Annotated in this window: 28 protein-coding genes; 11 read left to right on the top strand and 17 right to left on the bottom strand. The window is 61.5% G+C overall.

What is annotated here, in order from left to right:
* Positions 1 to 17 precede the first annotated feature (17 nt).
* Positions 18 to 1,175 carry a PucR family transcriptional regulator gene (locus tag PCS43_RS32470; protein WP_270923227.1) on the bottom strand — a complete coding sequence of 386 codons (1,158 nt, stop codon included), beginning with the start codon at positions 1,173 to 1,175 and terminating at the stop codon, positions 18 to 20.
* A gap of 233 nt (positions 1,176 to 1,408) precedes the next feature.
* On the opposite strand from PCS43_RS32470, the gene PCS43_RS32465 reads away from it, so the two are divergent.
* The 6 genes from PCS43_RS32465 (at position 1,409) to PCS43_RS32440 (ending at position 7,468) form a co-directional block, all read left to right on the top strand.
* The gene (locus tag PCS43_RS32465) at positions 1,409 to 2,185 is read left to right on the top strand and encodes a nitrilase-related carbon-nitrogen hydrolase (protein ID WP_270923226.1); all 777 of its coding nucleotides are present in this window, start codon (positions 1,409 to 1,411) and stop codon (positions 2,183 to 2,185) included.
* Positions 2,186 to 2,306: 121 nt separating this feature from the next.
* Positions 2,307 to 3,938, top strand: a complete 1,632-nt coding sequence (locus PCS43_RS32460) for a flavin monoamine oxidase family protein (RefSeq protein WP_080961122.1) — start codon at positions 2,307 to 2,309, stop codon at positions 3,936 to 3,938.
* Positions 3,939 to 3,949: 11 nt separating this feature from the next.
* Positions 3,950 to 5,425, top strand: a complete 1,476-nt coding sequence (locus PCS43_RS32455) for an amino acid permease (protein WP_270923225.1) — start codon at positions 3,950 to 3,952, stop codon at positions 5,423 to 5,425.
* Positions 5,426 to 5,463: 38 nt separating this feature from the next.
* Positions 5,464 to 5,904: a universal stress protein gene (locus PCS43_RS32450; protein WP_270923224.1), complete on the top strand. Its 441-nt coding sequence runs from the start codon at positions 5,464 to 5,466 to the stop codon at positions 5,902 to 5,904.
* Between the two features lie 244 nt (positions 5,905 to 6,148).
* Positions 6,149 to 6,994 carry an HpcH/HpaI aldolase/citrate lyase family protein gene (locus tag PCS43_RS32445; RefSeq protein ID WP_047269986.1) on the top strand — a complete coding sequence of 282 codons (846 nt, stop codon included), beginning with the start codon at positions 6,149 to 6,151 and terminating at the stop codon, positions 6,992 to 6,994.
* Between the two features lie 6 nt (positions 6,995 to 7,000).
* Positions 7,001 to 7,468 (top strand): WhiB family transcriptional regulator, encoded by a 468-nt coding sequence (locus PCS43_RS32440; RefSeq protein WP_230691654.1) that lies wholly within the window; start codon positions 7,001 to 7,003, stop codon positions 7,466 to 7,468.
* Between the two features lie 67 nt (positions 7,469 to 7,535).
* Here PCS43_RS32440 and PCS43_RS32435 read toward each other — a convergent pair whose 3' ends face one another.
* Complete coding sequence (locus tag PCS43_RS32435) at positions 7,536 to 7,967, bottom strand: ATP-dependent DNA ligase (protein ID WP_270923223.1); 432 nt, start codon at positions 7,965 to 7,967, stop codon at positions 7,536 to 7,538.
* Positions 7,968 to 8,032: 65 nt separating this feature from the next.
* Between PCS43_RS32435 and PCS43_RS32430 the strand changes: the two genes are divergently transcribed.
* Complete coding sequence (locus PCS43_RS32430) at positions 8,033 to 8,197, top strand: hypothetical protein (protein WP_179090810.1); 165 nt, start codon at positions 8,033 to 8,035, stop codon at positions 8,195 to 8,197.
* Positions 8,198 to 9,226: 1,029 nt separating this feature from the next.
* On the opposite strand, the gene PCS43_RS32425 is transcribed toward PCS43_RS32430, so the two are convergent.
* Positions 9,227 to 9,487, bottom strand: coding sequence for a WhiB family transcriptional regulator (locus tag PCS43_RS32425; RefSeq protein WP_003944665.1), 261 nt, complete (start codon positions 9,485 to 9,487; stop codon positions 9,227 to 9,229).
* Positions 9,488 to 9,788: 301 nt separating this feature from the next.
* Here PCS43_RS32425 and PCS43_RS32420 point away from each other — a divergent pair, with 301 nt between their 5' ends.
* A complete protein-coding gene (locus PCS43_RS32420) occupies positions 9,789 to 10,976 on the top strand; it encodes a DUF6615 family protein (protein WP_270923222.1) in 1,188 nt (395 codons plus the stop codon).
* On the opposite strand, the gene PCS43_RS32415 is transcribed toward PCS43_RS32420, so the two are convergent.
* Genes PCS43_RS32415 through PCS43_RS32400 form a run of 4 tightly spaced genes read right to left on the bottom strand, consistent with a single transcriptional unit; the run spans position 10,961 to position 13,666 of the window.
* Positions 10,961 to 11,695 (bottom strand): hypothetical protein, encoded by a 735-nt coding sequence (locus tag PCS43_RS32415; protein ID WP_058037375.1) that lies wholly within the window; start codon positions 11,693 to 11,695, stop codon positions 10,961 to 10,963. The two genes, PCS43_RS32420 and PCS43_RS32415, sit on opposite strands and share 16 nt — an antisense overlap.
* Positions 11,683 to 12,561: an RAMP superfamily CRISPR-associated protein gene (locus PCS43_RS32410; RefSeq protein WP_270923221.1), complete on the bottom strand. Its 879-nt coding sequence runs from the start codon at positions 12,559 to 12,561 to the stop codon at positions 11,683 to 11,685. Before PCS43_RS32410 ends, PCS43_RS32415 begins: the two co-directional genes overlap by 13 nt.
* Positions 12,561 to 12,974 carry a hypothetical protein gene (locus PCS43_RS32405; protein ID WP_228233138.1) on the bottom strand — a complete coding sequence of 138 codons (414 nt, stop codon included), beginning with the start codon at positions 12,972 to 12,974 and terminating at the stop codon, positions 12,561 to 12,563. The genes PCS43_RS32410 and PCS43_RS32405 overlap by 1 nt, the downstream gene beginning before the upstream one ends.
* On the bottom strand, positions 12,971 to 13,666 hold the full coding sequence (locus tag PCS43_RS32400) for a hypothetical protein (RefSeq protein ID WP_270923220.1): 696 nt from the start codon (positions 13,664 to 13,666) through the stop codon (positions 12,971 to 12,973). Before PCS43_RS32400 ends, PCS43_RS32405 begins: the two co-directional genes overlap by 4 nt.
* Positions 13,667 to 13,802: 136 nt before the next feature.
* Between PCS43_RS32400 and PCS43_RS32395 the strand changes: the two genes are divergently transcribed.
* Positions 13,803 to 14,657, top strand: coding sequence for a phosphoadenosine phosphosulfate reductase family protein (locus tag PCS43_RS32395; RefSeq protein ID WP_270923219.1), 855 nt, complete (start codon positions 13,803 to 13,805; stop codon positions 14,655 to 14,657).
* A gap of 67 nt (positions 14,658 to 14,724) precedes the next feature.
* On the opposite strand, the gene PCS43_RS32390 is transcribed toward PCS43_RS32395, so the two are convergent.
* From PCS43_RS32390 to PCS43_RS32345, 10 genes are all read right to left on the bottom strand, one after another.
* The gene (locus tag PCS43_RS32390; RefSeq protein ID WP_270923218.1) at positions 14,725 to 14,937 is read right to left on the bottom strand and encodes a hypothetical protein; all 213 of its coding nucleotides are present in this window, start codon (positions 14,935 to 14,937) and stop codon (positions 14,725 to 14,727) included.
* Positions 14,938 to 15,294: 357 nt separating this feature from the next.
* On the bottom strand, positions 15,295 to 15,666 hold the full coding sequence (locus PCS43_RS32385; protein WP_228233130.1) for a hypothetical protein: 372 nt from the start codon (positions 15,664 to 15,666) through the stop codon (positions 15,295 to 15,297).
* A gap of 304 nt (positions 15,667 to 15,970) precedes the next feature.
* On the bottom strand, positions 15,971 to 16,918 hold the full coding sequence (locus PCS43_RS32380) for a C40 family peptidase (protein WP_228233129.1): 948 nt from the start codon (positions 16,916 to 16,918) through the stop codon (positions 15,971 to 15,973).
* Positions 16,919 to 17,105: 187 nt separating this feature from the next.
* Positions 17,106 to 17,426 (bottom strand): hypothetical protein, encoded by a 321-nt coding sequence (locus PCS43_RS32375; protein ID WP_270923217.1) that lies wholly within the window; start codon positions 17,424 to 17,426, stop codon positions 17,106 to 17,108.
* A gap of 734 nt (positions 17,427 to 18,160) precedes the next feature.
* The gene (locus PCS43_RS32370; RefSeq protein WP_270923216.1) at positions 18,161 to 19,084 is read right to left on the bottom strand and encodes a hypothetical protein; all 924 of its coding nucleotides are present in this window, start codon (positions 19,082 to 19,084) and stop codon (positions 18,161 to 18,163) included.
* The gene (locus PCS43_RS32365; RefSeq protein ID WP_228233123.1) at positions 19,081 to 19,464 is read right to left on the bottom strand and encodes a hypothetical protein; all 384 of its coding nucleotides are present in this window, start codon (positions 19,462 to 19,464) and stop codon (positions 19,081 to 19,083) included. Before PCS43_RS32365 ends, PCS43_RS32370 begins: the two co-directional genes overlap by 4 nt.
* The gene (locus PCS43_RS32360; protein WP_270923215.1) at positions 19,461 to 19,808 is read right to left on the bottom strand and encodes a hypothetical protein; all 348 of its coding nucleotides are present in this window, start codon (positions 19,806 to 19,808) and stop codon (positions 19,461 to 19,463) included. Before PCS43_RS32360 ends, PCS43_RS32365 begins: the two co-directional genes overlap by 4 nt.
* A 116-nt stretch (positions 19,809 to 19,924) precedes the next feature.
* Positions 19,925 to 20,236, bottom strand: coding sequence for a hypothetical protein (locus PCS43_RS32355; protein ID WP_270923214.1), 312 nt, complete (start codon positions 20,234 to 20,236; stop codon positions 19,925 to 19,927).
* Positions 20,237 to 20,357: 121 nt separating this feature from the next.
* Entirely contained in the window at positions 20,358 to 20,705 is a 348-nt protein-coding gene (locus PCS43_RS32350) for a hypothetical protein (RefSeq protein WP_270923213.1), read from the bottom strand.
* A 10-nt stretch (positions 20,706 to 20,715) separates the two neighbouring features.
* Positions 20,716 to 20,988: a GmrSD restriction endonuclease domain-containing protein gene (locus PCS43_RS32345; RefSeq protein WP_270923212.1), complete on the bottom strand. Its 273-nt coding sequence runs from the start codon at positions 20,986 to 20,988 to the stop codon at positions 20,716 to 20,718.
* 198 nt (positions 20,989 to 21,186) lie between these two features.
* Here PCS43_RS32345 and PCS43_RS32340 point away from each other — a divergent pair, with 198 nt between their 5' ends.
* Both PCS43_RS32340 and PCS43_RS32335 read left to right on the top strand, forming a co-directional pair.
* Positions 21,187 to 22,362, top strand: a complete 1,176-nt coding sequence (locus tag PCS43_RS32340; RefSeq protein ID WP_058037612.1) for a tyrosine-type recombinase/integrase — start codon at positions 21,187 to 21,189, stop codon at positions 22,360 to 22,362.
* Positions 22,355 to 24,165, top strand: a 1,811-nt coding sequence (locus tag PCS43_RS32335) for a tyrosine-type recombinase/integrase (RefSeq protein ID WP_270923211.1), incomplete at its 3' end; no start/stop codon positions are given. The genes PCS43_RS32340 and PCS43_RS32335, both read left to right, overlap by 8 nt.

Here is a 24,165-nt window from a genome sequence, read left to right as displayed (position 1 = left end):
GCCCGATGACAGCATACTCAGGTCAGTTCGGCGAGCGCGACGGTGGCGAGAGCGGCATCGAGAGGCTTGGTCATATCCAGACCAGTGAGCTCCTCGATGCGCTTGAGCCGATTCAATATCGTGTTTCGGTGGCAATACAGGGCCGCGGCCGTTTCGATCAGACCACCTGTTCGCAGGTACACCATCATCGTTTCGATCAGGCGGTCGCGTTCCGATTCCTTGCAAGATCTAATAGGGACGAGAACGAATTGCTGTAGGTCGCAGCCAATTTCACTGAGTTTGCGCTTCGCGAGCTGAGGCCAAGCGTCTTTCAGGTCGACAATGGAGTCCCCTGAGATACCAAGTTGGTCAGCGATCTCGGTTGCAGCGAGTGCTGCGAGTGGAATGTCTGCGATCTCGCGGGCGATCGGGGCTACGGCGACCGGCAGGGATGCGAGGAGGCGTCGCTCCTGTGCGGTCAGAGCCTGCGTGGCACCGCGCTCGATCTGCCAGAAGCCGATCATGTGACGGCCGAGTTCGTGTAAGAACATCCGGCGACCGCCGGCAGCGGCCCGGTCAGCGTTACGCCGAAGGTCTGCTCCGGCCAAGCGGGGTACCGCGACGACGCGAAAGTAGGCATCACGCGGCACCCCGAGCGCTTGCGCGATCTGAACGAAGTTGACCTCGAATTGTCCGACCGCCTCGAAGAGCAAGCTGATGTACTGCCGCTGCAGGTCCTGTCGTTCGCGAGCGAGTTCTGCCTGTTCCGCGAGATAGCTGGTCTGCGCGAGCCTGGCAAAAGTGTCTACGACGTTCCACACTCGTTCGGCGTGCGCCGCAATGACTGCAAAGTCATCTTTATCAGCACGTTCGAGCAAAGTCGACCACAGCACAGGAAAGTCCAACCTGACCGCATCCACCAGGTTCTCGAGCGGAATTCCTTGTCTTGCCCTTCTCCGTCCGAGGTTGCCGGCGATTGATTCGATCTTGGTTATCGCCTCAACGTCGATCAGAGCGTCGAGCATGAACGCGAACGTCTGCCTGCTGGTCTCGCGAAGGTCCCCGACATCGACGATTCGAGCATAGAGCGGATCACGCAGAACCCGAACGACGAACCGGTCAGTCAGAATCTCAAGTTCGTCATAGCGTTCCGATACCAGCGTGCGCCACCGCTGGATCATCTCGTCGTCATTCATGCTCACTCCTCGGTGTGCGTTCGCACAGTATGGCACCGGATTCCGGTTGTGACGTGCTATTGGACCAGGTCCATCAAACGACGAGAATTTTGCACAGCAGCCTTTCGATCCTCTCAATGTCGCGAGGATCACCCGCACAGTCAAACCATCAACGCAGCAATACATTCCGAACACGACGTTCGGTTTCTGCGGTCGTTCCGTCGCCACCCGCTTGCGACAGTGAGGAGCAAGTCGTGAGGATATCGGTACTGCAGGCGACAGCACGAATCGGAGACATCGGCGGCAATCTGTCGCGGTTGGAAGCGGCGGCCTGGGAGGCCGAGGACAAGGACTCGCAAGTTCTCGTCACGCCCGAGTTGTTCACGTGTGGATACGATCCCGCAGCTGTTCACGATATCGACGGTGCAGCCGCGCTGTCCTCCGTTCGTTCTATCGCTCGTGACACCCAGATCGCAATTGTCGTCTCCACCGTCGAACACGAGGGCGCCCAGCGCTACATCGTGGCCCACCTGGTCTCCGCGGCGGGCGACGTCCTCACCTCGTACAGAAAAACTCACCTCTTCGGCAGTGAGGTCGACTACTTCACGCCGGGACAGTCTCTGCCACAGACGGTCTCGTTCGAAGGTGTCACCGTTGCCCTGGGAATCTGCTACGACGTCGAGTATCCGGAGTTCGTGCGAACCGTCACCGACAGCGGTGTGCAACTACTTCTGGTCCCGACTGCCGTTCCGGTCCGCTCCGCATCCTCGGCAGACACCTTCGACACCACCCTCATTCCGCGCAGAATCGTCCCCGCGCGTGCCTTGGAAAACACCATCACCATCGCATACGCAAATCACGCCGGAAGAGACTTCGCGGGCTACAGCTGCATTGCTTTGCCGGATGGTGAAGTCGTCGCAGCCGGTCCCGACCTGGCGGAAGTCATCGTCGCAGAAATCTCCGCGCCGCTATTCGACGGCGCACGTCGTTCCAACCCGTATCTGGTCTCGCGTCGGCGAGATCTGTACTGACGCCATAACTCAACAGATCTCGCACTACCGCCGGCTCTCGTTTCGGGGCCGGGGGGCGGTGCAGCCTACCCCACTTCCGGAAGACAAGGAACCCCTCGTGCACGAAGCGCCCACTCACACCATGCTCATCCCCGACTTCCCCTTTCCGTACGATGATTTCGTACGACACACCGACGGTATCGGCTCCGTTCCCGCCGATACGTTCGGCACCGAGGTCGCGATCGTGGGTGGCGGTATGGCCGGCCTGATCGCAGCCTACGAACTGATGAAGATGGGCCTGCGGCCCGTCATCTACGAATCTGCTGAACTCGGAGGCCGCATGCGCGGCAAAAGATTCGGCTCAGACGGACCCGTCGCCGACCTCGGAGGCATGCGCTTCCCGCTCTCGAGTCAGACGTTCTTTCACTACGTGGACATGCTCGGGTTGGACACAAGCCCATTCCCGAACCCGTTGACACCGGCGAGCTCGAGTACCGTCGTCGAACTGGCCGGCAAGGCCCACTACGCACAAACCACCGGAGATCTGCCGCAGTTCTTCCAGGACATGGCACAAGCTTGGAGCGATTGTCTGGAAGAACGCGCACATTTCGGAGAGATGCAGGCCGCGATCGCAGATCGTGATTTCGAGAAGATCAAGAAAATCTGGAACGATCTCGTGCCGCGGTTCGATGGGACTTCCTTCTACGGATATCTTGAGTCTTCGAAAGCGTTCTCGGAGTTGCCTTTCGAGTATCGCGAAGCGTTCGGCCAGGTAGGGTTCGGCACCGGAGGATGGGACACCAACTATCCCGACTCGATCCTCGAGCTCCTGCGCGTCGTCTACGTCGACGCCGACGACCATCAGCAGCGCATCCTCGGCGGCGCGGACCAGGTGCCGTACGGTCTGTGGCGCTACGTACCTGAGGGCATCGCCCACTGGCCGGAAGGAACCAGCCTCGCGTCACTGCACGGGGGCTCACCGCGCGGTGCGGTCGCCGCGATCGCCAGGAATGCGGACGGAAACCGAATCGACATCACTGACAAGTGGGGCAATACCTCGTCCTACGCCGCGGTGATATCGACCTGCCAGTCATGGCTCCTGTCAGCTCGAATTGACTGCCAAGAAGACCTTTTCAGCCACAAATTGTGGATGGCCATGGAACGCAGTCACTACATGCAAGCGTCGAAAACCTTCGTCATGGTGGACCGGCCTTTCTGGAAGGACGTCGATCCCACCACCGGACGCGACGTCATGAGCACCACGCTCACCGATCGCATCACCCGTGGCACGTACCTGATCGACGACGGACCGGACAAGCCCGCAGCGATCTGCCTGTCCTACACCTGGAACGACGACGCCCTCAAATGGATGCCGCTCGATCCGAACGAACGTGTCCGCATGATGCTGCACTCGCTCGGCCAGATTTATCCAGGAGTCGACATCGCAGCACACATTGTCGGGGAACCCATCACCGTCTCCTGGGAAGCCGACCCGAACTTCATGGGCGCCTTCAGCGACAACCTGCCCGGGCACTACCGCTACCAGGAGCGCTTGTACACGCACTTCATGCAATCGGAGTTCCCGCCGGAACACCGTGGCATATTCCTTGCCGGCGACGACATTTCATGGACTGGCGGGTGGGTCGAAGGCGCAGTCACCACAGGTCTCAACGCCGTCTGGGGTGTCATGCACCAGCTAGGCGGTAGATCCCCGGAAACCAACCCCGGCCCCGGGGATTTGTTCGACGAACTCAAACCCATCCGCCTGGCATAGAGGAAACAGCCATGAGTAGTAATCCCTCTTCACACGAACCCCATTCCGTCGTTCAAGACGACAACGCAGCCAGAGCCCTCCTCGAAGGTGACGGCGACTACAAGAAGGACCTCAAAACCCGCCAGATTCGGATGATCGCGATCGGAGGCGCAATCGGAACCGGGTTATTTCTCGGCGCAGGTGGACGACTCGCCACCGCCGGCCCGGCACTCGTCTTCATCTACGCCGTCACAGGCTTCTTCGCCTTCCTCATGCTCCGCGCTATGGGCGAATTGGTTCTCTACCGACCGACGTCCGGTTCTTTCGTTTCCTATGCCCGCGAGTTCTACGGCGAAAAGATGGCATTCGTCGCCGGCTGGATGTACTGGATGCTCTGGGCCATTACATCGATCGTCGATGTCACCGCCGCCGCAATCTATGTGCACTACTGGCATTTCTTCACCTCCGTACCCCAGTGGGTGCTAGCTCTGGCGGCCCTCGCGATCGTTCTCTTCGTGAATCTGTTGTCGGTCAAGGTCTTCGGTGAGCTCGAATTCTGGTTCGCGATCATCAAAGTCTTCGCACTCGTGTCCTTCCTCGTCGTTGGCGGAATCATTCTCGCGTTCCGATTCCCCGTCGACGGAGGGTCTACCGGATTCTCACTCATCACAGACAACGGAGGCTGGCTCCCCAACGGAGCACTTCCGCTGGTCGTCGTGATCGTTGGTGTCACCTTCGCGTACTCGGGCATCGAACTGGTCGGCATCGCCGCGGGCGAGACGAAAAACCCCGAGAAAGTCATGCCGCGAGCCATCAACAGCGTGATCGCGCGCATCGTCATCTTCTACGTCGGCGCCGTCCTGTTGCTAGTGCTCCTGCTTCCGTACACCGCCTACAGCGCGTCCGAGAGTCCTTTCGTCACCTTCTTCACCCGACTCGGCATACCAGGCGCCGGCAATGTCATGAACTTCGTCGTCCTGACCGCTGCACTGTCCAGCCTCAACGCCGGCCTCTACTCGACCGGGCGGGTCCTCCGGTCAATGGCGATGGGCGGCAAAGCGCCACGCTTCACCGCCAAAATAAGCAAATCGGGCGTCCCTACCGGTGGCATTCTCCTCACCGCATGCATCACCCTGATCGGAGTCGGACTGAACTACGTTGTCCCCGAGCACGCCTTCGAGATCGCAATCAACGTGTCCTCTCTGGGCACCCTGACAACGTGGGCAGTGATCGTGCTCTGTCAGCTTTCACTACACCGGCGAGCACTCCGAGGAGAGCTGACTCGCCCCTCCTTCCGGATGCCCGGATCTCCTTATACCTCTTGGGCAACACTGGGTTTCGTCTTCTGCGTACTTGTTCTCATGGGTCTCGACTATCCCGTGGGCACCTACACTGTCGCCAGTATCCCGTTGGTCGCCCTTCTGCTCGCACTTGGCTGGTTCGCGGTGCGTAAGAACATTGTTGTCCTCCACACACCTGAACCCGTGCCCGTCGACAAACACCCGTAATCCACCCCTTGCACCACTAGCCAGTAGAGGAATGCCACATGACCGCTTACCGCACAATCGTGGTAGGTACCGACGGCTCGGAGTCGTCTCTTCGCGCAGTGGAAAAAGCAGCCGCATTGGCTGCCGACGAATCAGCGGCGCTGAACATCGTCGTCGCATACCATCCCGAGTCAGCCCAGGCACTTCTCTCGCTGGACGACCAACCACGAAGTGATCATGACGCCGACGCGGCATCAAAAGTCCTACGATCCGCGAGCTCGCACGCGAATGCGCTCGGAATCGCCCAGGTCGAAACCCGGCTCGTTGCTGGTAACCCTGTCGAGGTCCTGTTAGCGCTCGTTCTGGAAGTTGACGCAGACATGCTCGTAGTGGGCAATCGCGGCCTCAACTCACTCAGCGGCCGACTGCTCGGGTCAGTCCCCGCAGACTTGGCGCGCCGCGCACCGTGCGATGTCCTGATCGTGCACACCGTGCACTAATTCTGTTCCTGGTTGCGCATTCGGTCGGATCCACGATGACAGTCCGAGCGCGTAGCCGGAGCATTTCTGCGCCGCGCACGGTGGTGGCGGCAACGCGCTGACATATATTCCGCCACCACCGTCCAAGCGAACCATGTTCCGAACAAACAGCCGAACCATGTTCCGAACAAACAGCCGAACCATGTTCCGAACAAACGGCATTGGCTAGAGCTACTCACTCATCGATGGAGATAGGGACGAGAAATTGGCTTCCGACCGCACTACAACACCCCGCAATCGAATACCACTCGAACACGCCAGGTCATGGCTACTTACTGCAGCCACATCAACAGAACAATTCACCATCGCACATCACTGCACGAGTGACGCGGTCATCTACGACCTCGAAGACGGGATCCTCCCAGACCTGCGGGGCGGTGCACGACACGCATTGCGCTCGTGGCTCTCCCCAACACATCGAGGATGGGTACGCATCAATCCTGCCGGAAGCCCAGACTGGCGGGACGACTTGGACGCGCTCAGAAACCAACCCGGAGTCGAGGGTGTCGTCCTCGCCAAATGCGAATCAGCACAACACATCGAAGAAACCGCAACCCGTCTACCTGCCTCAACACCGATCATCGCGTTGATCGAATCAGCCTTGGGTATCGAACGCGGATTCGATATCGCGTCAACTCCGCACACCCAGCGACTCGCGTTCGGAATAGGCGACTTTCGACTCGACACCGCAACATCCACCGAACCCGCAGCTCTTGCCTACGCACGAGGCCGCATGGTCGTAGCCAGTCGAGCAGCCGGGATCGCCGGACCAATCGATGGCCCAACGGTCTCGAAACATGACAACCAACTCGAAATCGACCTCGGCGTTACGCGGTCGATGGGATTTACCGGCAAGCTCTGCATGCGCCCTGAGGACACCGCCCGAGTGAATACGGCATTGAGTCCCACCAACGACGATGTCCAATGGGCGGGAGACACAATCGACAGGTTGGGAATCGACGGGCACAACATCCGACATGGGAGCGACCGCCCCGCTCTAGCCCGTGCACATCGGATACACCAGATCGCAACGGTCTTTTCGAACCTCTGAGCGGCCGTGAACTCTGAAACCCCCGACTGCTCTCCGTTGTCCAGTTCCGATCATGATCTAGTCGCACATCCCCTGTCGCCTCTGAACGATCTATGGGAATGGCAGTTGAGGGCCTCCTGCCGCCAAGCCGATCCCAATCTCTTCTTCTCACCGGAGGGCGAAAGTCAATCTGCTCGAGACGATCGGGAAGCAACCGCCAAACAACTCTGTGCCGACTGTCCTGTGATCTCCGAATGCCGCTTCCACGCAGACACAGCCACCGAACGATTCGGAATCTGGGGAGGCACCACCGAAACCGACCGCAAGCGCACCAACATCCGAACCAACACAGCGTCATCAACCTCACACGAGATCGAACTGCGACGTCCACGCAAACGACTCACCATTTCTAGCACTCACTTGCCTCCCGGAAAACGTCCAGCATTTCGAGCGACTGAGCGGGGAAGAAATGAGTCTCCAGCAGCGCAATACTGAATTCGGTCCTTCGTGTCTTCTTCGCTGGCGATGCGGGCAGTGCACACCTCAAGCGTTTCCGAAACCCTCAGGGTGCTGCGTAACTTGCTTTTCGAGGTAAGGCAACTCGGTGGTCGATGAGCCGTCGACGTCGAGGATGTCGAACACAAAAGCTGAGGTCACTGCCTCTTTGCGAAGCTGCGCGATGGTCCGCAGGACGTGCATCCGGCGCTGCAAAAAGAGAGAAGGACGGCACACCGCCTGGGCCGAGTGCGACGATCCCGCCGTCAAGGACGGTTTCGCGGTGATCAAGCACAGCACTGAGTGCGTCGACGATCTCGGGGAACGAAGCGACGATGACGTTTCCGTTTCGCGACCACAGCGCCGGAGCCTTGGAATCTGTTGTGGCTATGTCTCTTTGGCCATCCCATTTCGATTCGAAGGCCCAGCGCTCCCCTGTCGGGGGCTGCCCGAGCGTGGCGAGCATCGGCGGCACTGGCTTTCCGGCGGTGGCGCTCATACCGTCCACTGTGCGCTGGTTTGTACTGGTTTCGGCCGGTTTTCGGAGGTTGAGACAATAGTGAAATGAGCGAGAATGCAGAAACGGATGAGACTCAGGGGTGGAGCCCGGCCCCGGACGAGGGCCAGGCCGGCACGGTGATGACGAAGGACGGTCAGTGGGCGTACCGCTACAAGGACGGTGCGGAGCTGATCATGATGAAGATGCCGGAGCGTCCAGCCTCCACGTAGGCCTGTGGAGTGGGCCCGCACCGGACCCCTTTGCCTTGCACAGGCTGGGTAGCGGGCCGCCGTTGTCTTGGACCCGGCTCTGGTGACCACCTCGGTTTCGGCGAGGCGGCGAGCCTGCGGTAGATCAACACCATTTGTCTCAGCGGGTTAGCCAGTCGCTACCGCTCTCCCATAGCGGGACTTATGTCTCCACTCTGCGTGCGATCGTTCTGATTTCGCGCGGTTTGCGGGAGAGACCGCTCGACATTTACTGAGCCCTCCGATCATCAGCCGTACTTTCACGTAGCTCCATACGCAGGCACCGAGTCAGCCGATCTTCTCGTCCCGGCCGCTCAGGGTCTATCCCGTGATTGTTGTCAAGCAGATACGCGTTGGGCTCGACGACTCGGCAGGCCGGACACAGCCATCCGCTCAGTACTGCGCCCTTCTGTATCCCGCCTGCACAATCCCACGGTGCAGTCCACATCGCCGGGATCATGCGCTCTGTCCACTCGCGAACAGCAACAACATCGCCCAGTTCAATGTCGAAAAGCGTGAGCTGCGAGTCGTTCATCGCATTTCCTGGATCAACTCTGCTCCAGGCCCGAGCACTTCGTCTTCGTCAGTCGCATCCTTAGCCCCTCGAAGGGCAACCATGAGGCCGGCAACGCCCAACAGGCATGTCATCGAGGCTCCTGCCATGAACAGAAGATCACCCACGCGAGGGACCGATTTCGCTTGCTGGCCGGATCCACGAAATCCACGCCTCATGCTCGTCTGCGTGCAGCGGAACAGAACCCGGATCATCTGGGTGAGCGTCCGCCCACGCTGATTGTTCTGACACAAGATCCGCCACCGTCGCCCACGTTTCCGAGGTACAAGGCGGGTTCACAACAGCCGCTTTGGCGAGCGCTCGGCGGGTAGCTCCACTGAGCCGGAGGAGCTCTGTGCCGCAAATCCCTCGATCCCAGATGTACCGAGCGAGTTTGATGGAATCGGCATATTTCGCGGCCTCCGCGTACGAGGTATGGGTGAAGTCCACGTGGGTGGTCACGGCTGCACCCGCGGGTAGCGACGGCGCCGCTCCGAGGCGGTCAGCCCACCCCAGACACCGAAACGCTCGTCGTTCGCCAATGCGAATGCCAAGCAGTCGACACGAACCTCGCATCCTGCGCAGACCCGTTTCGCCGGCCGGACAGCTTCTCCGGGTTCCGGAAAGAATGCTTCGGGATCAGTACGTTGGCACACAGCTCGCTCCTGCCAATCGACATTCCCAGCGATATCGCCTGGGTGAATCTCGGTGATGGTCATCGAAACCACATCTCCTCTACACATCGGCCTCTCGGATTGATGGGCGAACGGTAGCGAGGGACCTGGACTGCGTGAACCGGAGCGGCCGGCCGGCCGCCCTTTTCGACTTTCACATCGTGGACGCGAAGCGGCGTCCTACCAGATCAGTACACTTCTGTGTACTGCAAAACGACCGGTAGATTTCTAAGAGTTCGCTCCCGGACATGCGATCCTCTGACGCCGGCAACCCTTGTCCGGCGGCCTACAACCGACCGATGGGATACACGTGCCGACTCCAACTTCTTCCGCGCCTGGCCCAGTCATGACACGGCTCGCAACAGCGTTGTTCAGGAATGCACAAAGCGCCGGCCGAAACTTCAGGGATGGAGAACGTCACAACATCCGCCAGGGTGAAGAAGGAACTACCGAGCGGATCTTGTTGAACCTCGCGAAGACCATTCCCGAACTCCATGTCGGAGCCTTCAACCGTAGAGAGGAATCCCGCTACGGGGCGGACTGGGAATGGTGGATCTCGGACGGGTCGAGTAAATGGTTTCACCTTGTCATCCAGGCCAAGAAGCTTCAAACGCCTCCGGCGCATCCGGCCGGGAAGTACAAGATCAAGCACGAAATTCGATCTTCCGGCATGCAGCAGATCGACCTACTCGACCTCTACGCCCGAAAGAGCGGAGCGCAGAGTCTTTATGCGCTCTACAACCCCGCAGCTCGCGGCGTCCGGTACAGCGATCACAGATGCTGCCTCGGTCCCTCCGGTGACCGAATCACTGCTGTCAGCGCAGATGTATTTCTCAACCGGTTCCCACGTACCAAGGGTCTAATCGATGATGTCCCCCTAGCCGCGATCCGTGAGTACACGCTCCCCTGGTCGTGCCTGGCAAACGACCGTGTCGCCACACACGCCGTGCCACCGCCACCAGGGCCTTCCCCGCTGAGGCCTTCCCCGCTGACGTTCATGCAATTTGCTCAGTGGACAGTTATGCAAGATGACAACAGCAACTCGCTTGGCACGTTCGATTCGACCAGCCCGGCATATTCATTGCTCGTCAACTCCGCGACAATGAAAGCCCTTGCACAAAGCCAGGACTGGTTCACGCGGAACTACCGCCACTACCTCGACGACTGGAAGCGGGTAGAGAGACCGGGGTTGCCCGAAGAATGGAAGGACGCGCAGAAGATTGCCATATCTCGGCGCGAATCTTCCGACGAGCTTTTCGCGCAACAGCGAATCAGGATCTTCGACCGCGCTGAACTCCCCGCCTACGTGTCTGCCATCCTCAGCAACGAACCGATCCCCGAGGACGTCCGGCACCCCTTCTCAGACCGCGGTGCTGCTCCCAAACAGGTCCTCACACTCGTCGCACCACCCCCACCAGACCAGCCGACCGAGCCCTCGCCCGTCGAGTGGCAAAATTCGACGCATACGACCTGGTACCCGCATCGAGTAACAGGCCCCCCAATCCCGCAGTCGAACCGTTACCGGGGAAGGTGAAGTTCGCGCATGCGCGTCCGGTGCATGTAGGGCGGACGAACACCTGCCAGCCCGAACCCCGATGTGACCGGCGCATCTCGCGAGGCCACACATGGGGCCGGTGTCGTGCGTCCCAGCGTGCCGTCGGCGTGCTCGTGCGAGTACTTCCAGGGATCCTCACCTGCACGGTTCTCGAACTCCCACCGCAGAACGCGACCCTCACCGTGTGCGCGCTTCTTCCCGATCACATCGAGACCGGACAATATTGCCGCGACGGCCGTCAGGTCACCCACGCCGCGCCAGGTGACAGTGCGAGAGTTGGTGATCATCAACGGCATGTACCTCGCCCGGTAGCGGCCCTGCCGATCCGAGATCACTGCCGGCACGCTCGACGCGAGTTCCTCGAGCCCTCGGTGATCAGTTCTGCTCGCCCAGTGCCGCACCACCGGATCTCCGGCCGGGTCTTCGGGGAACGAACACGTCGCGCACCAATGCCAGTCCGCACCCGCCAGAGTGCAACGCGCAAGAGGCAATTCGAGATCCGGCGGGGCCTTCTCCGGCGAGAGCGCCGGCACGTATTCGCCGCGGTCGAGGGCGCCTGCTTTGTGGTCGGCCCACAGCTCCGCAGCGAGGATGCCGTCCAACGCGATCCCCCAGGGGCTCGCATGTGCCAACCCGGACGAGAGATGGGCCCTGACCAGGAAGGGAGCGAAGGCAGTGCCTGCGTTCACGTCAGCCACCCCAGTGCCTCGATCACGTCTTCTCGTAGCGGTTCCAGTTCCGCTCGCCAGTCCGCCACCTGCGGTCCCGGGCCGGTCAACACGGTCAGCTCCGACTCGGCGCGGACTCGGCCGTGCCCGATCGCGCTACGCCCACCCAGGAAGCCGTCTCGTGCGAATCGTTCCCACACGTCATTGAAGAAGGCGATGTCGCGGTCGGTTGCCCGGTCCAGCCTCAGGAATGTTTCGAAATGTGTTCCTGCGGGCAGCGTCTCGACCTCGAAGCGCATCAACATCGACGTCTGATGCGCCGAAGTTCCCGAACCGGGCACGGTGTCGGCATCGAAGGGCGCAGGGAAGGACTTGGTGCCGGCGTCGTCGAAGCGGCTGTAACTTTCCAGGGACATGAGCTCGAATTGCGACATCAGCACTCCCGGGTAGGGCCTGCTCATGATCGATTCTGTTTCCTTCACTCGGGGAACGACTTTGCCGACTTTCAGGCATCCGTCGATCGGCGGCGCACCGCCTCCGTTGCCTCCGAACAGACTGATCGGCGGGACCAACTCGCGCAGGCGCTGACGCCGGCGGCCGGTCAGTGAGTCGCCGGCGACTTTGCTCAGGTTGCCGCCGTTGCGCAGTGCGTGCGCCGCGGAGAGAGGTATCTGTCCTTCGTAACCGATCACATCGCGGAACAACTCCTCGGCGGTGCGTCGCAATGCTCCCCGCAGCGAGTTCCCCGACACGACCGGTACCAGCACTTTCCTCCCGTCGGGCTGCAGGATCGGTTCGCGTCGAAACAGTGTCGTCGTCGTTTCTGACTCCTCGCCCTTCTGCGAGATCGACGACAGGGCAGTCAGTTCGACATCCCATCTCACGGTCGAACGCATCAGCTGACCTTCCTCGCGGCGCGGGCAGCGGCAACTGATTCGGCCACGATGCGGGTGCGCAGGACATACGCCGTGGGACGCTCCCGCAGCAGCGTCAAAACCGGCTCCGAGTCGGCCCGCAGAAGAGCTGCCAACTCCAGCCGCTCATCGGTAGTTCGCGGCTCGGATTCGAGCGAGCGTGAGACCACTGACCACCAACGATCGAGGTCGGCTCCTCCGACATACGTCGCGACGCGGACTCGGTTCGGCAAATGCTGCGTCCAGTACGTCGCCCGGCGTCGGCCCACCCACGAATCCCAGTCCACGCCGTAGTGCAACAGCAACAGCAGCCGCTCGGCCACACTCTCCACACCCTGCAGTTGTGGGAGGCCTGCGGGGGCGGCAGCGAGCCAGCGGTCTGTCGGCGTCGTCATGCGTGCGCCTTACTACGAGACGGTTTCGTGGCCAACAGCGCCAACGCCCACCATCGGTCGACGTGGCGGTACGGGGACAGGTGATCCCAGTCCTCGAAGATCGCCGGCCACCGACGCGCCGGCACTGTGCGAAGCACTGCATACGGGGCTGCACTCTCGCCGAGCATGCGTTCACCGAAGCCATGAGAGCGCAGCCGGCGCATCGCGGCAGCTGCTGCGACATCGCGATCCGACCACGGCAAGCAGGTGTCTTCGACGGCAACGGCACCCCACCGGGCGTGCGCCAGGATGTGTTTGCGGGCCGGGCGACGCAACGGCACCACCAGCGCGATCTCCGACGTCAACGGGGCCGACAAGGTCCGGGCGAGGCGCGGCTGCGTCAGTTCGGTCATCGCCGGCGCGTTGGTGATCAGATGCATTCGGGTTCGCAGCTCCGAGGTCTGATACGCCCACCGGCACGGTGCGCAGAGCCCCTTCTCGGTCGGAGCCTTCCACGAGTCGAATGCGGTGAAGGTTCGCGAGATCGCCGAACGCGCGGGCTCGATCGGTGTGTCGGCCTTCGCGCAGCGCGCACACCGCCCCAGCTGCACAGAACCCTTCTCAGATGAACGATTCGTCGATGCACTCGTCGATGCGAACGCCGCCTCTACGACCTCTACGCACGAGGTCACCTCCTGTAGTTTTTCGTTCATCACGCTCCTCCTCCTGTGCAGGTGCCCCGAATCGGATCGGCTTCGAGGCCTTACATACACAGGAAGATCCGCCCGAAGGGCCGCGTGTGACAACAACGCCAGAAATACCCATCGAACACCAGGAAGCGGCAGAGATATGAGTGGCACCCCTCGCGCGGACGGACTAGATCTGACCACACTGCGCGCACTGCGGCGCCCACGTCCCAACCTGACCGCGATCAAAGAACGCATCGAGGAACACCTCGACAATCACGACGGATATCTCGCCTTCTCCGGCGGCAAAGATTCACTCGTCGCCCTGCACTTGACCACAGCGGTCGAGCCGAACATTCCTGTCGTCTTCTTCGATTCAGGGCTCGAATACCCACAGACCTACGAGTACATCGCCGACCTCGCCGACGCATGGAACCTCAATCTCGAAGTGCACCGAGCCGACCCACCCCTGTTGACCGCCCTCGCGGACTCCGGCGAATGGGATCACCACCTGCCCACACGAGCAACAACGCGAGCGCTCCGCGACATTCTCATCGGAGCACCCTCACGCGCGGCACATCAGACTCACGGACCGGGAGAGATATGGGGTGTACGTGCTGACGAATCAGCGAAAGGAACCGGACGCTGGTCGATGTACTACAACGCTCTCAGCAGCCGAGTCACCGAAGAATGCACCGACTGCTGCACCACAGCAGCGCAGCAGCGCCAAACACATGGCGGTGCCCTCGACCGAGCCGACGGCACACACGTTTTCGGGCCGGTCTGGAACTGGAGCAGCGAAGACATCTGGACACACATCGCCGCGCACGACCTTCCCGTCAACCCCGTCTACGACAAGCTCCGCCGCCTCGGCACCCCCGAGCAACACCTACGGATCTCACACATCCTCGACGGAGCGTTCCTCGAACGCGGCCGCATCACCAGACTCAGACGCGGATGGCCGGCACTCTTCGAAGAACTCGCCCGAGTCCTCCCCCGCATCCGCGAATTCGTCTGACCTCGAAACCACATACGCTCGAAAAGAGCTACGCTTTCGGCGTTATTGAACTGCGCGCAAACAGTTTTCACCTTCGCGAGGGAAACTCCACGGTCCCTTCGGCGGGTACGTTGGAAGCGATCTGAATCCCAGTCGTCGCCAAGGTCGCGAAAACCAACGCCTGCGCCGCAAAAACATTCGCGCGATCCACGTCCTTGTCGACCTCGTTCGCGTGAACCGATTCTTCGACGTAGTACAAAGCCTTGTTAACCCACGTAGTCGCGTTCTGAACTTTTGCCATGAGATTGAGCTCCTAAAGGGTGGGTTCATGTTGACCCGCTCAACCTTTCACACATGTACAGCCGTCCGCGACCCCAGTTTGCAACTAGGCGTTGCCCTCTCACTACGGCGACAAAAACAGCAGCAGGTCGCCACTTCGACCAATCTCGTGGGGAATCTTCCCTCACAAGATCAGGACCGCCGATGGTGCTGCGGTCTAGGTCGGTGTGGCGACCTGTTGCTCGTCGCACATGCGAGATTAGCCGAGGGCTACGACACATCGATCAGAAAGGGGGGCGCCGGCAGACTGTTTCCACTGCTCTTGCGGCGCAGCGTCGAGTCCCGATGTAGACGGACCGGGGTGCACGTGGTCTGCGTTTTAGGCCGAGCTGTCGTGCGCGGAATTCTGTTCGGACGTCTGGGGTGCATTCGCGGCGGCCGTGTTTTCTGCCGGCGACGTCGAGGATCGCTTACTCGACGCTGCGGCCTTCTTCTTTTTCGGTGCGCTGTATCCCATAGCGGCGAGTTCCTTGACGGTCCACCCTCCCGCGATCGCGCGTTCATGGGCGAGGCGGATCGTGTCCTCTGCCTCAACCCGTGCCGCGTCGATGGCAGCAAGCTCAGCTTCCGCCTCGCCGATCGCACCGACGAGAGCGACTCTCGTTGCAATCGCCTCCTGCGCCAACGATTCTGCGGCCTTGCGTGCTGTCTCCAGCGCCTTCTTGTGGCTTGACGGCGTGGTCGCGGTCATGGCAGTGATATCTCCTTCACTCGAGGTTGTGCTCGCATCAATCTCAGCGATGCTCTGTTGAGGTTCTCCGCTGTCGTTACGCAAATCGTAGTGGCCTGCGGCTGTGCTGTCGGGTGCGCCGTCCGTCACTGTCATCCCCTCCCACTGTGAGTGAGCGCAGACGCCGCTGCAGGCCCCCACTGAATCAATAGCGTCGTCAGCGCCGCCGGGATCAGGGCGGCGGCCCCGACACCACTGAGCGTCGAAACACTGCGACCTGGCCGCTCGGCCCCGCAGTTACTCACAGTGGAAGATAGGTCCGTCATCAGAGGAACCTGGCCGGGATCATGTCCGAACGGACTGCGCTGATCTGCACCAATTGACCGGTCTGAGGTGCCTCGATCATCTTGCCCTCGCCGAGATAGATCGCGACATGATTGGCGCCGTCAGCCTGCCAATTCCCGAACAGCAGGTCACCCGGCTGTGCCTGGCTCATCGGAATCTGGTGTCCGGCGCGGAACTGCTCCTGCGACGTCCGAGGCAGCACCTTGGTTCCGCCGCTTCCGATGAAGTACGCGAAACGACTCAGTCCGGAGCAGTCGTACCCGGCGATCGGGCCGCCCGTTCCATCACCCATCGACGGACCGGTCAACAAACCGCCGCCCCACTGGTAGGGAAGTCCGAGTGCCCGCATCGCAGCTTCGATGACAGCGCGAGCGAACTCGACATTGCGAGGCAGGCTGGGATCGAACTTCAAATCCGGCACCGCCGACGGTGCGAACAGGCCTGTGAGCGAGGGTATCCCGGCAGCGTTAGATGGTTGTGCGCTGAACACGGAGGGCAGAAGCGCAGGCCCTCCGGCAGGTGTCGTGTCATTCGCCGATGCGTCTTCGACAGCGGATCCGTCCGGCGCCGAGCCGGCCGGCGGAACCGAGTCCGGTCCAGGAGCAGGAAGGGCGACGTCGGGGACCAGAGCCTGTGCCTGCGGCGGGAGGATCTCTTGTATCTGCGCCGCAGCGTCTTTCAGTTCCGGGGGTAACGCACTTTCCGCCTCGGCCTGCCACGCAGGAGGAATCTGCTCCTGCAGCTGCGTCAGGGCGGTTGTTGCCTGGTCCAGGTACGGCTGCGGATCTGGAATGAACTGGGATACAGCCGGTGCCTGTTCCTCGACTACCGAGGTGATGGTGTCGGTGATGACTGGCTCTACGCCAGCTCCCTGCGCTGCCGATGCGCCGGCTACTGCGACGCCGACGATGAGTGATGCGATGTCCATGATGTCTTCCTTTGCCGGATGTTGGTGCGGCCGAGGGGGAACAACTGTCTCGATGACCGCGGGGACTTTCAGTGCGATCCGGACAGTAGAGACGGACCTGGACAGCTCAGGTGCCTGCAAGCAATCGACGCACAAAAGGCCAGGTCAACGTCCCTCCCTGGCGAGCGCTCCGACGGCTCTTTTTCTTTCACCCGAGTAACTCGTACCCGAGCCGGAGGTCATCGTCGGAGACAACGATGAGGTCATCGTCGTGTGTGCGCACCAGCCATTGCCCACACGAGAGCGGTATCCAGCGCCCTTCGGAATAGACGGCAGCGAATGCGCCGGCGTCGACGAATCGCGCGTAAGTGAGGGGTCCGAGTTGCTCCCACACATCAGGGTCATCGGCGAGAGACACCAAACGGTATGCACCAATCGCCTTGTCGGGAGTCGAGAGATCCGTCCACGCGAATTCCGTGAGTTCGTCGAGCGTGGTGTTACCGGGAATCGCATGAATAGAGTGAGACACAGGAGCCTTCACCCCATCAACGGCACCTAGTGGCCGAATTTCAGTGATGCTCATGGAGTCCCTCCCTCGGATTCTCGAGGCCACGTCTGCGCCCTCACTGCAGCGCAATTCGAGCAGTAGTCCTCGTCGACGAAATGTGTCCACCCTGGCTCGATCGCGGATCTCACGACACTGCACGATGACAAGTAGTTCGCCGGAACTTCTCGAGTAGTTCCACACGCATCACAGTTCACGGTGATCGACATCGTCAATTGTCAACTCCCGGATTCACCAGAGCTCCGCCAGTTGCCCCCACTGTCATGGTCTCTGGCTCCGGAGCAATGATCGTGACAGGAACTGCGCCACGGATCCGCTCCTCAAATCTCAGGCAGAGCCGCGCGTACACCACCAACCCTGTTTCCGAGTTCGTCATAGTGCCACTGATCCACCGTTCGTCGATCCCGTCGATGATCTGTCTCAACGTCGGCCGACGTTCCCATTCTGCTTCGCGGGCGTACCGGTTAATCGCCGCGGCAATACGTTTAGGTTCGACGCCATGTCCGTAGATGCACACCGGTATCGCTGGATGAAAGTCGGGTGGAACGAGGAACCACTCTCTGAAAAGCCCGCGCAGCCTGCCCAGTGGGGTACTGGTGATTCGCACTCCGTAGTAGTGCTCACTGAAATTCTCGGGGCCGACTGGACTGAGGACATGCGTGCCCAGTTTCGCTCGACTCGTAGCGTGTCTTCCATGCTTAGCGATTTTCTCGACCACTTTCCCTCACTTCCGTTCTCTCACTTGCGTCGAAGCGGCCGGCGCAGTCTTCGAGATCTGCAATCGTCTGCCACGCGTGCTCCCAATCCCCACCTTCGTGAGGGTCCAGTACTTCCACGGCGTTTCGTAGGGCTAGTGCAGCGACACTGAACGCTGACACTGCGGTACGGGCAACCGGCGAGTTGACGAGATCCCTGTACGGGATGTCCTGCCGCAGACGGCACCGGCGGCACAGGCGTCCGTCGATATCCGAGTCCAGCCCATCGTGGTACCAGTCCGGCGTGACGCACCGGCAGTGCGTCTTCACTTCTTCTATAACGGCTGGCAGGGAGTTCGGGCAGGGTTTGTTGGTTCCGCCGCCGCCGGCCGGGTAGCGCTCGTGAATCGTGTTGTGAGACCCATTCAGTCCGAAGCAGATCGGGCACCGTGTTACCGCCTTCGCATTCGTCTCCTCTTCCGCAGGTTCGGCAGGGGCGGAACCATCTGAACCGCCGACATTTTCGGCGGTTGCCGTACCGATATCGGGACGCGCCTTGGCGGGTTCGGTTTCCAGGAACCGGGCGATCAGACTGTGGGCGGCTTCTCGGCTGGCGATGTTGCCGTACTGCAGCGCGCAATTCGACACCTGTCGTAACTCGTCCGCCTCTTCAGTGGTGATGCGCCGGTGACCGTTGAGCTGTAGCCAGTAGAAGACAGCTTTCCCTGCTGCCAGGAAGAACTCGTCGGGCTCTGAGCCGTAGGGGACACCTTCACTGGCTTCGATCGCGACTCTTCCGATGTCGATCGCGAGTTCGTCTGCGGCTGTGAGGTTATCGGCGTCGAAACCTGTTGCCGGTTCCGCTGCGGGGGTGAGGGATCCGTTGCCGTGCTGGTGCGCGGTGGCGGCGGGTCGGGTGGCAGTCATCTGTGGTGTCCCCTTTCGATGTGGGCCTTGTTCGTTCGCCTCACGTCAGCGGCAGCTGTCACCTTGTGGGTATGTCGATGCAGCGACGTCGAGGAGTTCGACACGGACGCGGTTGTGGTGCTGTGAAGGATCGCGAGCGCGGCACGGATATCGCGGGCTGCGGCGGCGAGGTGGGTAGTGATGTCCTGATTGTCGGCTTCGGCGGCGAGGAACAGTTCCAGCTCTTCGGGGTACGTTCTCGGGCCGGTGTAGAGCCCTCGGAGTTCTTCGCGTGCATCGGCTATCCCGGCGAGGGCATCGTCGAGGGCCGCGAGCATCGCTCGGAGCCGCCGTTCGGCCGGGTCGGGAAAAACTTCTGCGGGACGGTATGTCTGAGTCATGAGCGGGAAACTCCTGTCGTGTCATGTCCCGTTTCGAAGACGGGTTCGTATGTGTCAGGAGGCGGAATAGGCCCCGGGGTATGCCGATCGGTGGGTGGGAGGACCGCGACGACGCGGGTCTCTACGCATTTCGACGGCCGGCGGCTCACATGGATGTCTCCGGCGATCAGCTCGCGCATCCGATCTGCGATGTCGCCGTCGTCTTCGTAACCGCTGCAGAAGATTCTGTCGTCCGGGCCGCGCACACCGCGCTCGGTGTCGAGGATCGTGTAGTACGGGACCCTGCGGAGGTTGAAGGGGCTGGTAAGGATCGCGAACCTGCCATCGCCGGATGTGGCTCGCACTCTCCACCATCGCCGGGACTCCGCGAATTGGACGCGGTGCCCCATTTTGAGCGCGGTTGCAGCGACCGCGGGTGATGAGGGGGGCGCGATTCGGTCGCCAACACTCGATTCGTTGCTCACGACTGCGCCTCAGAAGGCTTGGTGGGTAGGACTTCAGGGGCAAGGGCGGCGAGTGTGGCGTGGATCTGTGCGGCGCGTTGGAGGGTGCCGCGTACGCCTGCGGGGTACGCAAATCCACGGGCGTCAAACGGGTCGGGTTGCAACGCAAGGATGGACACGCGCTCGGCGAGCGCGGCGTGCTCACTGCAGGTAAGGGATTTGAAGCGGCCCGGCGCCGGGATATCCCGTAGGGCGGATTCGAGGTGCAGCCAGGGTTCTTGGTTCGAAACCGCGCCGTCCTGTGTGTCTGTGCTGTCGATGTTTGTCATGGCTGAATTCCTTTTTTCCGAGAGGTTGGGATCGTTTCGTGACGGAGATTTCGAGATTGAAGCCGAACAACATCGAGAGTCCGTAAAGATCGAATGCAGGACACCCGTTTCACCTTTGGTTTCAGTCGATAGGACCGGGGACGAGGGTCAACATCTCGACCAAGCGGCCGGAGAACAGGAGGTAGCCCATGACCCCCAGTGAAACAAGGACGAGAAACGCACGGAGGAGGCGAATCGGTTCTCCTCTGTCGCTGGCGTCACTGATGCCGTTGACCATGACCGTGCCTACCGTGATTACTGCGAAGAACCCAAGAATGGGGAGCCAGGCTCCGGTCGCAACGCCTCCCCAGATTGCGGCTCCCGCGGTGAGACCTATTGTCGCGATTACCCCGATGAGGCGGGTTCGCCTCCTCCTTGCAAGAATTTCGTTCCACAACAGGTTTTCGTCCTCAGAATCTATGGAGCTCATCTTCTTCCCCTCATTTCTGTGCGCAGGCAGTGCGCGCCGCGTCTGCATCGGCGGCAGTGATCATCAGGTGATATTTCGCGGCCACGGTGAGATATCTGATGGCGTAGTCACATTGGAATGCAGTGTTGGGTGGAAGCCAGGTGTCGAGGCCTTGATCGGACTTCGATTGGTTTGCTTTGCCTTGGGAGGCAAGTAAGTTGACGTCCGTGTCGTTGGCGAAGTTCACCCTTTGCTGCGGAGTCCAATTCGCTGCCCCCGCGTCCCAGGCTCTCGAAAGTGCCACGACATGTAATCCGTAGCTAGTAGGTAGTGCCGTTGACATCATCCTGGGCTTCCTTCCACGGATTCGGGATATGTGGGCGACGGTGTTATCTGCAGGCAGCGAGGTACGCCGATGACACCGCCGACACGCGCCGTTCGGGTGCCTCGAATTAGGCAGCGCCGGGCGTAGCTTCGACTTCAGACGAACGGGAGCGGGCTGATGGCTACAGCGCAACGTGTCACTCTCAACGACGGTACAACGACCTGGACGGTGATCGACAGATCGTTCGGTCTCGTTGAGCCGGTCGAGGCCTACCTCGAGTACGGGCGGCAAATCGACTTCCGGCCGAACACCACCCGCGCCTACGCACAGAGCCTGGCCCAGTGGTGGTCGTTCCTGGAAGTGACCGGCACGTCGTGGGATGCGGTGAAGCTGCACGACTTCGGCGACTTCATCTCGGCCCTGCGCTACGGCGAGCAGGACTCGCCGATCCGCGAACTCCGCCCCCGACCGACGCTCAGCGACAGCACGGTGAATCTCCGCATGCGCGCAGTGATGAGTTTCTACCGCTACCAAGCCGACAGCGGAACAGACGCTGCGCCGTTCCTGTGGAAGCAAGCCCACGTCCGATCCGGCCGCTACCTCTCGTTCCTCGAGCACGTGGCCAGGCGAGCGCCACAGAAGCGCGCCGCCATCCGAATCCGCGCCGCCCGCAAGGCCATCCCGGTTCTGGCGCCGACCACGATCGACGCCCTCCAAGGCGCCGAGGCCACCTACGACCCAACACTCGAGGAGTGGAGAGGTGACCTGCGATATCGGTTCCTGTGGGCAGTCCTGGCGGAATCGGGCATGCGGATCGGCGAAGCCCTCTCGTTGGAGCACCGCGACTGGAACACCGGGATCGGCGGCAAGAGCGCCCGGGTCGCGATCGTGAGCAGGCCACACCCGTACGGCCTGTCCGCCAAGTCCGGGGAACGCGAGGTCCACATCGGGTCGCGGCTCGACCGGCTCTACGCCGACTACGTGTGGTGGCTGTGCGACCGAGGCGCCGATGTCGCCCTCGATGATTGGGACAGCAGCTACATCTTCTGCAACGTGATGCGGAACCCGCTGTTCGCGCCCCTGCGTACCGAGTCGGTCTATGCGCACCTGCGCTCGATGAAGCATCACGACACCGCCCTCCCGAACCTGATGACACCGCACTGGTTTCGGCACACCCACGCCACCGCGCTGTTGCTGGCGGGGAGTCCCGTCCACACCGTCAGCCGCCGCCTCGGACACGCGAGCGTGCAGACCACGATGAACATCTACGGCCACGTCACCGAGGACGCCGAGCTGGCCTCGGTAGCGAATTGGCGCGAATACGTCGCCGGATGGGAGTACCCGAATGTCTAGCCCAGCAACCGATCCCGCCATCACGTCATGGTCGCGCAGCCCCAAGAGACTGCACCAGATCGACCCGGGGTTGGCACTAGCGGACATGTTCGACCTCACCATCGCCCGCAGGCTCTGGGACTCTCTGCCCGAAGAATGCCGCAGCGATCACTTCGACAAGAAGACGATGCCGGCGCACTACCGACCGGCGATCCGCGAAGTCAACGTCGGCGGGAGCTGGACCTCCTGCTACCTGAACTTCCGCGGTTTGCCGGAGCCGATGACCTGGGAGATCGCCTGGATCATCCACCGGCGCATCGAGCTGGGTCACTTCGTCCGCGTCATCGAGACGAATGCCGCCTTCATCCTGCTGCGCGCCGCGATGAATCACGACGACGAGTGCCGGTCGGCGCAATCGCTGCTGCACCGTTCGCCTGACGAGTGGGTGCGATCCGCACGGAAAGCACAGATGCGCGGTGCGAAGATCGGCGAATCTGCGTTCAAAGGCGGCACCTACCGCCTCGGGCACATGGCCGCCGTGCTCGGGTACGCCTATCACCGCGGCCCGTGGTGGGAGCTGAACGTCTGGAATCCCAGCCTCGACCCGAGGGTGCCCCAACGCGACCACGAACCGCAAGGTCGCACGACAATGCACTTCACCAACCTGACCAGCCTGTGGTTGCGTGAAGGAGCGAAGTACTGGCTTTCGGCGGGCCTGACCACGGAGCGGTACTCGTGGAGCACGGTCAAATCGCGCCTGGACGCCCTGAAATGGCTGCAACGCTACATCGACACCACCGCCGATCAGGGCCCGTGCCTGACAACGGACCCACACCGCCTGCGGGACTTCATCCGCGGCTTCTGCGACCTGCTCCTCGCACACCGCATCGAGTCCGGGGTACGCGCGGGCAAGGCGCTGGCGACGAACCCACGCCGCCAGATCATGACCGCGATCGAGCAGTTCTACCAGTTCATGTATGACCACCGGGATGAAGCCGCCACCGAACTCGGCATCAGCGCCTGGGCCACTCTGCGACCCGAGCACTGCGTGCTGTTCCGCCCCGAGGACAAGCCCCGCTTGGCCAACGTCAAGGCACACGACATGGTCCTCGAAGAGGATGTCATGCAGCAGATCGCCGAGGGCAGCGGCCTGCTCGCACAGCCTGTGAAGGAGGGCGGGCTCGGCGACCTGCAAGCCTTCCACATCCTGATGCTTCTGCTGCGCACCGGACGTCGCGCCAACGAGGTGCTGATGATGGACTTCGACCCGCTCGAACCGATCCTGCACAATCGCACATACGGTGATCCTGACAGCGCGGGCTTCGTCGCCCGGATGCGGTATCAACAGACGAAGATCGAATCGAACGTCGCACCCACGATCCCCGTGGACGAGGAGATCGTCACGATCATCCGAGCCCAGCAAAAGCACGCCCGAGACATGATGGCGCACTTCGGAAACTCTGACGTAACGCCGAAATACCTGTTCCTCTGCGCGAGCCGAAACCGACTGGGCGACAAGCCTTACCCGCTTCCGACAATGCATCTGCGGTTCAGCAGGCTCACCAGACTGCTCAACATCAGAGACTCCGTCGGCCGTCAGGTCGCGGTCTCCAAGACACACCGCTTCCGGCACACCGCCGCGACCAACCTGATCAACGCTGGAGTGCCGCTTCACGTCGTGATGCGCTACTTCGGTCATGTCTCCCCGGACATGACCTTGCACTACGCCGTGACCTCTGCGCAGACTATGGAGGAGGAATTCCTCCGATACAAGAAAGTCACCCGCGACGGCCGCACCGCCTCGATCGACAGCTCCGACCTCTA

This window comes from Rhodococcus sp. C-2 (assembly GCF_027854095.1).
Taxonomy (GTDB): domain Bacteria; phylum Actinomycetota; class Actinomycetes; order Mycobacteriales; family Mycobacteriaceae; genus Rhodococcus_F; species Rhodococcus_F qingshengii.
This window is presented reverse-complemented; position numbering and strand designations above follow the sequence as displayed.